This is a genomic window from Rhizobium sp. NLR10b (assembly GCF_019685435.1).
Classification (GTDB): Bacteria; Pseudomonadota; Alphaproteobacteria; order Rhizobiales; family Rhizobiaceae; genus Rhizobium.
In genome coordinates, this window is record NZ_JABDWV010000033.1 from 1 (window position 1) to 11,139 (window position 11,139).

An 11,139-nucleotide genomic window follows, 5' to 3' on the forward strand; every position below is an offset into this window, starting at 1 on the left:
TCATGGTCTCGACCAGGCTGAAGGTCGTCATCCTTGCTCCCAACGTTGGCGTTGACCAGAACGTCGAGAGGCGAGACTGTCGCATCTCTAACTGGCCCAACTGTCGCATTACTAAATAGCCGCTACATATAAATGTGGCGTAATATGATTTATGGAACTTTTGCCCGCGACGACAGCAATGCCCTAACAGCTTTTCAAGGGTATTGGTTTCCACGCAGAACTGAGCCGGTTAGGCGCATAATTTCCATTGAGAATTGAGCCATGTGAACCTTCCCCCCAACGCGGAGAGCGACGGGGGCAACGGAGTGATCCACATGGGACTTTTAAACATCATCCGTCGGATGGCGCTGCGCGAGAAGCAGTCGATCCGCGAGATCAGCCGGCGCACCGGGCTGTCGCGCAACACGATCGCGAAGTATTTGAGCGCTGGCACGATCGAGCCGACGTTCACGGTACCGGAACGACCGAGCAACCTTGATCCTTTTGCCGACAAACTTGCTGGCTGGCTGAAGACCGAGGCCGGAAAGTCGCGGAAGCAGCGCCGAACGCTGAAGCAGGTTCATGCTGATCTGGTGGCTCTGGGCTTTACCGGCTCCTATGGCCGGGTCGCCGCCTTCGCCCGTGAGTGGCGGACTGAGCAGCAGACGGCGGGCCGCGGCATATTCGTTCCGCTGTCTTTCCGCCCAGGCGAAGCATTCCAGTTCGATTGGAGTGAGGACGCGCCGGCGGACGCAGCACCTGGGGAAGATTCAAACGGCACTAATGAGGAGTATTGCTCCGGTACTGACAGGAGCTACTGAAGCGGTGTCCAAATTCAAGGCCTCCTTCGACAAACCGAAGGCAGACTTTCCCGCACCGTCATCGCTAGCCCAGCCTAACTGAAAACCATCGACATAAGCCGCCGGTTCGATAACGGCGCCTATTTCTTTTTGGAAGTTAACTTGGCCCTCGCGTATGACCCGCGCAGTGACTCCCGCACGGCTGATATGGGCTTTCTGCCCGCTGTCGGACTTTTCAATCAGGACGGCGTCAAACATCTGAGGCTCCCATTCCTGGATTTCCTTTTTTGCCTACGCAACTTTCTTGGCGTCGGATGTTGAGCTGGCGACTTGCGCATTGACCATGGCATGAACCGCCTGGGGAAGCGTCAGCATACCTATGGCCTGACCGTCGGCATCAACGACGGCGATCTCGCTTGTCTCGGCCAGCGTCATCGCTCTTGCCGCTTCCTCAAGCGTCGCGCTGGCCGGGACCGAAATCTTCAGCTCACGGGCCGAAGCATTCAGCGGGGTGGCGACTGTCTCGACTTTGATGACGCGCGCGCGGTTCACTTCCCGGACGAAGCTGGCGATGTAATCGTCGGCCGGGTTCATCACGATGTCCTGCCCGGTGCCCTGCTGCACGACTTCCCCATCCCGCAATATCGCGATCCGGTCCCCCAGCCTCAGCGCCTCGTCCAGATCATGGGTGATGAAGACGATCGTCTTCTTGATCTCCTTCTGTAGATCGAGGAGCACGGTCTGCATGTCGACGCGAATGAGCGGGTCCAGCGCGGAAAACGCCTCGTCCATCAGCAGGATCGGCGCATCGTTCGCCAGCGCACGGGCAAGACCGACGCGCTGTTGCATACCGCCAGACAACTGATTGGGATATTTGCTCTCAAAACCCTTTAGCCCGACCCGCTCGATCCACCGCATGGCGCAGTCGACCTGCCGGTTCCGTGGCGCCCCTTGTATCTCCAGGCCATAGAGGGCGTTTTCGAGAACGGTGCGGTGCGGAAGGAGTGCAAACTTCTGGAACACCATTGCCGTCTGATGCCGGCGGAACTCGCGCAACTGCACGGCATCCATCTTGACCACATCCTCGTCACCGATGACGACTTCACCTGACGTCGGATCGATAAGGCGATTGATGTGGCGAATGAGCGTGGACTTTCCAGATCCCGAAAGTCCCATGATCACCTGAATGCCACCGGCAGGCATGGAGATGTTGATGTCTTTCAGACCAAGGACATGGCCATGTTTTGCGTTCAGTTCCGTCTTCGTAATACCCTGCTCAATGAGCTTTACGCAATCCGCACCATTTGGACCGAAGATTTTGTAGAGTTTTTTGATTTCGATGCCGAAGCCGCCAATTTTCTTGTTACCCATGGACCACCTCCCGGTGCTTTTGAAGGCGTGCGCCGAAGGCCTGGCTGACGCGGTCGAAGATAATCGCGATGCCGACGATGGCGAGGCCGTTGAAGATGCCGAGCGTGAAATACTGGTTGGAGATCGCCTTCAGAACCGGCTGGCCGAGTCCCTGAACACCGATCATCGAGGCGATGACCACCATGGCGAGCGCCATCATGATCGTCTGGTTGATACCAGCCATGATGGTCGGCAGCGCCAGCGGCATCTGCACGTTCTTCAGCTTCTGCCAACTCGAAGAGCCGAAGGCGTCGGCCGCTTCCAGCACGTCCTTGTCGACGAGACGGATGCCGAGATTGGTGAGGCGGATCATCGGCGGAATGGCGTAGATGACGACGGCAATCAGGCCCGGCACCTTACCGATGCCGAGCAGCATGACGACCGGGATCAGATAGACGAAGCTCGGCATGGTCTGCATGACGTCGAGGATCGGGTTGATGGCATTCTGCACGCGGTCCGACCGGGACATGGCAATGCCGATGGGAATACCGACGACGATCGACAGTACGGTGCAGACGAAGATCATCGAGACCGTCTTCATCGTGTCGTCCCACATTTCGAAATAGCCGATGAGCAGGAGCGTCACGACCGTGCCGGCGACGATCTTCCAGTTGCGGCTGGCGAACCACGCGACGGCTGCGATCAAAAGCAGGATGATCGGCCAGGGCGTCTTCGTCATGAAGCGTTCCGACCAGATCAAAAAGTGCCGTAGCGGCTCGAACATTGCTTCAAGTCCGTCGCCATAGGCCCGCGTGAACCCCCGGAACCCTTCGTCGATTGCCTTCTTGAGATCGCGCAGAGACGCGTCATCCATGTGCGGAAAGCTGAACAGCCAATCCAAAATCTATCCTCCTCGATAACAGCTAGCGCATTCTGGACGCGCTGTTCGTTGCCGGCGCGATAGGCGCCAGCAACGTCTTGAATGAGATCAAAGCGCCGCCTTGATCTTCTCGGCTGCCTCAGGCGAGACCCATTCCTTCCACATGGCCTCGTTTTCTTCGAGGAAGTGCTTTGCGCCGTCGTCGCCGCTTGCCTGGTTGTCGGTCATCCAGGCCATCAGCTTGTTGACCGTGTCGTTCGACCAGGCGCGCTTGTTGAGGTAGCCCATGACGTCTGCGCCGGCACGCTCGGAGAACGCTTTAGTCACGAGCGTCTGGACCGTATCCTTCGGCCATTCATTCTTTTTCGGGTCGGGGCAATCCGCGACGGTGTTGCAGCGCTTCCATTCGGCTGCGTCGTGCGGCACGCCATAGTCGAGCTTGACCATGTCGTACTTGCCGAGAAGCGCCGTCGGAGCCCAGTAATAGCCGACCCAGCCTTCCTTGCGCTCATAAGCCTTGGCGATCGAGCCGTCGAGGCCGGCGGCCGAACCCGTATCGACGAGCGTGAAGTTTGCCGCTTCGCCGCCATAGGCCTTGTAGAGCTGCGCGGTCACGACCGTACCACCCCAGCCCTGCGGGCCGTTGTGAATGGCCCCCTTCGATTTGTCTTCGGGGTCCGGGAACAGCTCCGGATGCTTGAGGACATTATCGATCGTCTTGATGTCCGGATGAGCGTCAGCAAGGTATTTCGGCATCCACCAGCCCTGCACCGCACCGTCGGTGAGGACGGTCGATGCAACGACGAGCTTTCCGTTTGCAACGCCGGCGTTCACGACATCGGGAAGAAGATCGACCCATCCTTCGGGTGCGATGTCGGGCTGCCCCTTCTCGGTCATCGACGTGATCGTGGGGACCGTGTCGCCCTGTATGATTTCTGCGTTACAGCCGTAACCTTCATTCAAAATGAACTTGTCCAGACTGGCGAGCACTTCCGCGCTCTGCCAATTCATGCTGGCGATGGTGACGTCGCCGCAATCCGCAGCCTGCGCCGGATTGCCAAAGGTCAGCATCGCTGCTGCAAGGCATGTCGAGGCGAAAAGTTCTTTCATGGCACTTCCTCCCTATGCGCGATGTTGAAATTCCAAGCCCGTCGACGCCATCGCATGTCCCGGCGGGCCGCGAGCGGCTTCGGTATCCTCCTCAGAACCCGAAGCCGCTATTTCCTGCTAGCTCGGCAGATACTCCTCGCTCCAGGTTTCGCTGATTGCACCGGAGGCAATCAGCCGATCGATCTCGGCTTCGGTGTAGTTCAGGGTCCGCAGCACGGCGCGCGTGGACGCTCCGTACTTCTCGGCCGGCGCGACAGCAGTGACCTTGCCGACAGCCGGACGGATGGCGAAGGGATCGAGCTGCGTGACCGAGTGCCCGCTCGGATGATCCGGGAAGATCGAGAAGGAATAGCTGCCCCGGTCGATGCCCGGCGTGCCGTCGGCAATGCGGGCACTGCGGCTGCGGATCGTTTCGATGTTCTCGCAGAGCGATACGCCGAGATCGGCTTCCCGCAGGCGCTGCTGCCAGGTTTCCGCCGGCGCGGTCAGGAAAGCCCCTGCGAGATAGGCCTCGCGATCGGACGCGGCCATCTCAACAATCCCCCTCAGACCTTCAACCTTGTCAAAGCGCGGAAGATCGGCTTCCGAGGCGCACAAAAGAAGGTGATCGCCGCCTGCCGTTTCGTAGAGCCGCGACAGGGCATGATAACCCTTGGTGTCGCGACCGGACGGCTCGTCGAAGGGGCCGCGCCCGGCATAGTCGTAGCAGAACGGTATCTGCGCGAGGCCGGTCAGTGCCGACAGCGAGGTGCGTGGGCGACCGATGACCCCGTTTCTGGATTTTTGGTAGAGAGCGGCGGCAATGCCGAGCGCCGCGCCAAAGCCGCACATGACGTCGATGGTGCCGACATGGGCATGTTCCTCCGGCGTATCCATCGAGCCGCCGAAGCGCAGCATGATGCCGGTTGCCGATTGCACGAGGTCGTCATAGCCGAGATAGTCGGTGCGCGGGCCGGTGCGCACGCCGCCAAAGCAATCGAGCTGGCAGAAGATCGCCTTCGGATTGAGCGCCTTCAGGCTTTCGGCATCGAGCCCCATCGCCTTGACCTGGCGATCGGTCGCGTTCCAGACCACGACATCGACGGAGCGCACCAGTTCCTCGAAGACGACACGGCCATCGGGCGAACCGATGTTCAGCAGCACGGACTGTTTGCCCCGCATGTGTGACATGCCGAATATCACGGTATTCCAGCAGTCATAGAGCGGCTTGGCCGGATCAATCTTGATCACCTCCGCACCGAAGCGGGCGAGATAGGCGACCGAGTGCGGACCGGCGATCACATTGCACAGATCGAGAACTTTGACACCGTCCAGCCACCCTCCGGGCGCGTCCTTTGCGGGAACCGGCAAAGAAGGACGCGCCATGCCGCCGAGCAGTGCAAGCGCCTCCTTGGCGGTCCCCCAGCGCCGAGGCCGTGGCGAAAGCATGGCTTCGGCGCTCTCTTGCAGCCAGGCCATCGGCCCCGGCTGGGTCATGCGGCCCAGGATCGGATCCTCTACCTCGATCATGAGACCAGCAGCCCTGGCATGATCGTCGGCGATCCATTCCTCTAGCCAGCGCTGCGGCGCACCCGGAAACAGCCCTTCCCCGAAGACATGTTCCCATTCGGCCGCCGTCTTGGTCAGGAAGACTTCCTTCATGCGAGCCGCAATCTTGTCAGCCCAGAATTTCGGGAGCGGATAGACGCCCAGCGAAACGTCCGATGACCATTGCGAGACCGGCAGATAGGTGTCTTCCTCCTCGCGCAGCCCCTCGGCCACCAGCTCATCGTAGATGCCCAGAGCTTGCAGGCAGCGCTTCGCATGGTTCTTGTGGCTGGGGCAGACGACGTAGAACATCCGCCCGTCGGCACACATATAGCTGCGATAGAAGGGATCGAGGAACTCCTGGAGGTCGCCATAGGACATGTCCATCGGCAGGCCTTCATTGCGCCGGCGTGCGATCTCCCGCTCGCGTTGGGTCTGGTAGCGCGGCGGATAATCGTCGATTAGGATGGAATTGTAGGAGAGGCCCTCCATGACGGCGCTTGCCAGCGGCACTTCGATATGATCGCCGTGCCCGGTGCGCTCGCGCGCCTGAAGCGCCAGCACTGTCGCGGACGCAGCAAGCATCGTGCCGTAGGCGGACGAGAGCGGCAGCGGCGAGAAAGACGGGTTGATGCCCATCAGGACGCGATTGAGACCCATATCCGTGAAGACACCGGAGGAGGCCGCGATTACCGTCTCAAAGGCCCGCCAGTCCCGGCGAAGCTCGTCGTCGGAGGCGAAGCCGGGGATCGACAGGGTGATCAGCTCCGGCCGTGCCTTGCGGAGCGCCGCAAAATCGATCCCGAGCCGGGCAAGCACGCCAGGGCGGAAATTCTCAACAACAATGTCGGCCTCGGCCACCAGCGTTTTTGCCTCACCCAACCCCTGCTCCGTTTTGAGATCGAGGGTGACGATCAGCTTGTTGCGGTTGAGGATGGCGTTGGCGGGGTTGTCCCAGAGAGGACCGCCGGGCGGATCGACATGCACGACGGTCGCGCCGAGATCGCCTAGGATCATGGCCACGGCCGGGCCAGCAATATATTGCCCGAAATCAACCACCCGAACGCCGGAAAGTGGAAGCGCGGAACGTGCGATCGATGTCATTGCTCTTATCTCCCCAAGACTTTTCTATGCGCGCGCATCGGCGACGATCCAGCCGGCCGCCTTTTCGGCGATCATCAGCGTCGGTGCGTTGGTGTTGCCGCTGGTGATCTTTGGCATGACGCCTGCGTCGACGACGCGCAGGCCCTCGATGCCGCGCACCCTGAGACGGCTGTCCACCACTGTCATCGGATCGTCGTCGCGGCCCATCTTCGTCGTCCCGACCGGATGAAAGATGGTGTTGGCGATATCGCCCGCCAGCCGCGCCAGTTCGTCGTCGCTCTGGAACTGCAAGCCGGGCTTCCATTCCTCAGGCTGGTATTTTGCAAGCGCCGGCTGCGACACGATCTTGCGCACTTGCCGCAGGCTCTCGGCGGCAATTCTGCGATCCTCTTCCGTGCTCAGATAATTCGGCGCAATCGCCGGGGCATCCGACGCCTTGCCGGAACGAATGCGCACGTTTCCGACGCTGGTCGGGTTGAGATTGCACACACTCGCGGTGAAGGCGGGTAAGCTGTGCAACGGCTCGCCGAAGGCGTCGAGGCTGAGAGGCTGGACGTGATATTCGAGATTGGCAAAGGCCTGTCTGTCGTCCGAGCGGGTGAAAGCGCCGAGCTGCGAGGGCGACATGCTCATCGGGCCGCTGCGTTTCAGAACATATTCGAGCCCGATCATCGCCTTGCCGAACAGGCTGTTGGCGAGCGTGTTCAGCGTCTTCGCATTGCCGACCTTGAAGACGGCGCGGATCTGCAGATGGTCCTGGAGATTTTCCCCGACGCCCGGCAGGTCATGCACAACCTCGATGCCATGGCGCTTCAGCAGTCCGGCGGGGCCGATACCCGACAGTTGCAGGATTTGCGGCGAGCCGATTGCGCCGGCGGACAGGATGACCTCCCTGCGGGCACGGACCTCCGCGCTCTGCCGTTGGCGTTGGACCACGACGCCAGCGCAACGCCTGCGGCCGAAACCGTCGGTTTCCAGGATCAGCCGTTCGACATGAGATTGCGTCCAGACCGCCAGGTTTGGGCGGTTCTTCGCGGGACGCAAAAAAGCCTTCGACGTGTTCCAGCGCCAGCCGGAGCGCTGGTTGACCTCGAAATAGCCGACGCCTTCGTTGTCGCCGCTGTTGAAATCGTCCGAGCGCGGAATGCCGGCCTCGACGGCGGCCTCGGCGAAGGATTCGAGGATGTCCCATTTGAGACGCTGCTTCTCAATCCGCCATTCGCCACCGTGGCCGTGCATGTCGGAGAAACGGCTGTTGCCGCCAGTCTTCGGGTCCGCGCCGTTGTCCAGCCGGTAATGATCCTCATGCGCCTTGAAATCAGGCAGGCAGTTTTGCCAGGACCAGGCGTCATCGCCGGTCGCAGTCGCCCAGCCGTCAAAGTCGCGCGCCTGGCCGCGCATATAGATCATGCCGTTGATCGAGGAGCAGCCGCCGAGCGTCTTGCCGCGCGGGTAGCGCAGCGAGCGCCCGTTCAGCCCGGCATCCGGCTCGGTCTTGTACAGCCAGTCGGTGCGCGGATTGCCGATGCAATAGAGATAGCCGACGGGGATATGGATCCAGGGATAGTCGTCCTTGCGACCGGCTTCCAGCAACAGGACACGCATCGCTGGATCGCGGCTGAGGCGATTGGCTAGCAGGCAGCCCGCGGAGCCTCCGCCGATGATGATATAGTCAAAAATGTCGTTGGCGAGATGCGATGCACGGCGGGTCATGGGCTCGCCCGCCTGCTGCGATGAAGCACCGCACAATCATAAGATTCGACGATTTGCCGTGGCACTTTAGCCTCCTCCTCACCTCTATTTTCAGGAATAGCGGAGGAGCGGCGCGGAAATCCAATGACAAATAGCACAACGCATTATAAATAAAATTAATATGATTCAGTCGATTGACCTCAGAACCTTGAAGGCATTCGCCACAGTCGCGCGCGAGGGCAACGTCACGCGCGCCGCGGAGCGATTGCACATCACCCAGCCTGCCGTTACCCTGCAATTGAAGCGCCTTGCCGCCGATACCGGGCTCACCTTGTTCCGGCGGACCTCCACTGGTCTGGAGCTGACGCAGGAGGGGGCTCTCCTTGCTGCCAAGGCCGAGCAGGTCTTGGCAGCACTCACGGATTTTGGGCAGACGGCCGGGCATTTGGCAACACGCGTGCGGGGGAAACTCCGGATCGGCACCATCATCGACCCGGAGTTCACACGCTTGGGTGCGTTTCTGAAGGCGTTGATCGAAAGTGGGCCAGGCATCGAGACGACGCTGCGTCATGGCATGAGCGGCGATGTGCCCGAAGGGCTTCGGCGAAATGAACTCGATGCCGGATTCTTCCTAGGAGACCCAAGGGACTACGATCCTGCAGCCGAGCTTTCTGACGAAAGTGCAACCAAACTGTTTTATGGCAGCGAACTGGCACAACTGACCTATCGCGTCGTTGCCCCGCCGTCACTTGCAAGCTTCGTCCGCGGTGCGGATTGGGTACAGTTGGCATCACTGCCATGGATCGGCACACCGCCCGCCTCGGTGCATAACCGGCTGCTGGCGCGCCTGTTCACCGATCTTGGCCTGCGCCAGAACATCGTCTCCCAGGTTGATCAGGAAGCGTCGATGGTCGCCATGGTCCGCACGGGCGTTGGCTTGAGCCTCTGCCGCGAGTCGATCGCTCTCCACGAACAACAGGCCCACGGGCTCTTCATCGCCGATGCGGTGAAAATTTCGACGACATTGAGTTTCATATGCATGGAAGCTCGTAGGGGTGATCCCACCGTTGTGGCCGCATTTGATGCAATCAGACGTGTTTGGGGTTGAGCAGATCAAATTCTGCTGAGCATTCTCGCACACGGGCTTGGAGTGAACCCATCGGACCACGGGACACGGAAAAACTGATACGCTCCGTGGGCATCATTGGGAGAAGGCTCATAAAGTCCCGAGGAGCATATCGACGGCACCTCGACACCGTTCAAGCCGCAGCAGGAGCCCCCGCCGGCCACCATCCTGCTCGATCTCGTAGACGCCAAGCACCGGTGTTTCGGTGAAGCGGGCGCCCTTACGGCTGGCCGCCGTCAGCCGCGCCGTAGACTTAGTCCCGTGGCGTAGCTCGCCTGCGGGTCTGGGAGCTGTACGTAGATGATGCGAGTTCCGCGGGCTGACGGGACGACCCATCGGGGTCTCTTCGCCGTACTTCCCCAGCTTCTCCATCGTCGCTCCGCCGCTGACTTGGCGCGTCGTCGAGATCGGACCAGGCGCGGCGCCGTTAACGCGAACATCCTTCGGACCAAGCTGCTTTGCCATCAATTTGGTGAAGTTCATCATTGCCGCCTTGGTCATCGCGTAGTCGACGAGGTATTTCGACGGGTCGAAGGCGCGCGCGATGCGGTAAAGAAGGAGGCCTGCGAGAGCCGGAAGCGGCTGCCACGAGATCGTGGCTAGCCATACCACCCATCGGAACTCGAAAAGCTACCTCGAGAGAGGAGCCGACGGAACCATCATAGGTGACCAATTTCGACCCATATCCAGCCTCTCAACCTCGCTGTCAGGCTTCCTGTGGATGGGGTTGCGCAGGACGCAGCCGATCGATCTCGACTTCGACCACGTCTCCCGGCTTCATCCAAAGTGGCGGATTGCGCTTGGTGCGGACGCCGCCCGGTGTACCACTGACAATGACGTCGCCGGCATCGAGGCGCGTAAAGGCTGAGCAATATTCGATCTGGCGGGCGATATCGGAGATCATTCCCAGGGAGTCGCCTTAGCCACGCGCTTGATCGCGGCAGACGATCGACGTGCCGGCCGGCTCGTCGAACTGCTTGAAACCGATCCACGCGCTGCTCATCGGCAATTGCGGCTCAAAGCCGCTGATCGGATTTTGCGAGGAATTGAACCGGAAACCGCTCGCCGGGAATAACTAGTATTTGGCGATCGGTGATTTTTCGGTTCATCGGCGCACAGCAGCTTCCAGTCGATACAGTATGCGACCTTCTTCGCTCAGAACGTGAACACACCGGCAACAAGCTGGACGCTGGCCGGGAAAGCTCTCGCCGTGCCAGAACCGTTGACCCCGCTATTTCAGTGTTATTGGTGTAAATGATATTTATGGAACTTCTGATGAAGGGTCGGGCGGATAGCGAGCCACGTCGCCCAGAAATGCTGATTCTCTAGACGACATACGTTTTAGGGAGTCCGGGGGCGTGCCCGCGCTGCTGGAGACCTTTCCCGCAGGAACCGAACGGCATGCAGAAAATGGGGACATGCCGCGGCGGAGCGGACTTATATCTCAGTGGGCCATGAATATCGGCATCCTGCTTTCTTCGATCATGCCGCGCGTCACGCCGCCAAAGATCGTCTGCTGCCAGCGGGGATGGTTATAGGCACCCATGACGATCAGGTCGGCGGACACGTCG

7 protein-coding genes and 4 pseudogenes are annotated in these 11,139 nt (G+C 60.4%); 2 read left to right on the top strand and 9 right to left on the bottom strand.

Translation table 11 applies throughout. From position 1 onward, the window contains the following. Nucleotides 1–314: 314 nt before the first annotated feature. Nucleotides 315–719, top strand: a pseudogene (locus HJB91_RS29825) (IS21 family transposase); the annotation flags it as partial. Between the two features lie 30 nt (nt 720–749). Here HJB91_RS29825 and HJB91_RS29830 read toward each other — a convergent pair. From HJB91_RS29830 to HJB91_RS29855, 6 genes are all read right to left on the bottom strand, one after another. Continuing rightward, nucleotides 750–1,037 carry a hypothetical protein gene (locus HJB91_RS29830; RefSeq protein ID WP_221156838.1) on the bottom strand — a complete coding sequence of 96 codons (288 nt, stop codon included), beginning with the start codon at nt 1,035–1,037 and terminating at the stop codon, nt 750–752. 33 nt (nt 1,038–1,070) lie between these two features. Continuing rightward, nucleotides 1,071–2,150, bottom strand: a complete 1,080-nt coding sequence (locus tag HJB91_RS29835) for a glycine betaine/L-proline ABC transporter ATP-binding protein (protein ID WP_210631943.1) — start codon at nt 2,148–2,150, stop codon at nt 1,071–1,073. Continuing rightward, the gene (locus tag HJB91_RS29840; protein ID WP_221156841.1) at nt 2,143–3,030 is read right to left on the bottom strand and encodes a proline/glycine betaine ABC transporter permease; all 888 of its coding nucleotides are present in this window, start codon (nt 3,028–3,030) and stop codon (nt 2,143–2,145) included. Before HJB91_RS29840 ends, HJB91_RS29835 begins: the two co-directional genes overlap by 8 nt. A gap of 87 nt (nt 3,031–3,117) precedes the next feature. After that, nucleotides 3,118–4,119 (bottom strand): ABC transporter substrate-binding protein, encoded by a 1,002-nt coding sequence (locus HJB91_RS29845; RefSeq protein WP_210631945.1) that lies wholly within the window; start codon nt 4,117–4,119, stop codon nt 3,118–3,120. Between the two features lie 117 nt (nt 4,120–4,236). Next, a complete protein-coding gene (locus HJB91_RS29850; protein ID WP_221156843.1) occupies nt 4,237–6,750 on the bottom strand; it encodes a CoA transferase in 2,514 nt (837 codons plus the stop codon). A gap of 24 nt (nt 6,751–6,774) precedes the next feature. After that, nucleotides 6,775–8,463, bottom strand: coding sequence for a GMC family oxidoreductase (locus HJB91_RS29855; protein WP_221156845.1), 1,689 nt, complete (start codon nt 8,461–8,463; stop codon nt 6,775–6,777). Between the two features lie 160 nt (nt 8,464–8,623). Here HJB91_RS29855 and HJB91_RS29860 point away from each other — a divergent pair, with 160 nt between their 5' ends. Next, nucleotides 8,624–9,550, top strand: a complete 927-nt coding sequence (locus tag HJB91_RS29860) for a LysR family transcriptional regulator (protein WP_168297962.1) — start codon at nt 8,624–8,626, stop codon at nt 9,548–9,550. Between the two features lie 238 nt (nt 9,551–9,788). On the opposite strand, the pseudogene HJB91_RS29865 reads toward HJB91_RS29860, so the two are convergent. The 3 pseudogenes from HJB91_RS29865 to HJB91_RS30995 all read right to left on the bottom strand — a co-directional run. Beyond that, a pseudogene (locus HJB91_RS29865) lies at nt 9,789–10,105 on the bottom strand (SDR family oxidoreductase); the annotation flags it as partial. A 169-nt stretch (nt 10,106–10,274) separates the two neighbouring features. Beyond that, nucleotides 10,275–10,472 (bottom strand): annotated as a pseudogene (locus tag HJB91_RS29870) (fumarylacetoacetate hydrolase family protein); the annotation flags it as partial. Nucleotides 10,473–11,012: 540 nt separating this feature from the next. Continuing rightward, a pseudogene (locus tag HJB91_RS30995) lies at nt 11,013–11,139 on the bottom strand (universal stress protein); the annotation flags it as partial.

Coding starts and splice junctions, on each gene's coding strand:
- HJB91_RS29850 (WP_221156843.1), bottom strand. CDS start 6,750: ATGACATCGATCGCACGTTCCGCGCTTCCACTTTCCGGCGTTCGGGTG.
- HJB91_RS29835 (WP_210631943.1), bottom strand. CDS start 2,150: ATGGGTAACAAGAAAATTGGCGGCTTCGGCATCGAAATCAAAAAACTC.
- HJB91_RS29860 (WP_168297962.1), top strand. CDS start 8,624: ATGATTCAGTCGATTGACCTCAGAACCTTGAAGGCATTCGCCACAGTC.
- HJB91_RS29830 (WP_221156838.1), bottom strand. CDS start 1,037: ATGTTTGACGCCGTCCTGATTGAAAAGTCCGACAGCGGGCAGAAAGCC.
- HJB91_RS29855 (WP_221156845.1), bottom strand. CDS start 8,463: ATGACCCGCCGTGCATCGCATCTCGCCAACGACATTTTTGACTATATC.
- HJB91_RS29845 (WP_210631945.1), bottom strand. CDS start 4,119: ATGAAAGAACTTTTCGCCTCGACATGCCTTGCAGCAGCGATGCTGACC.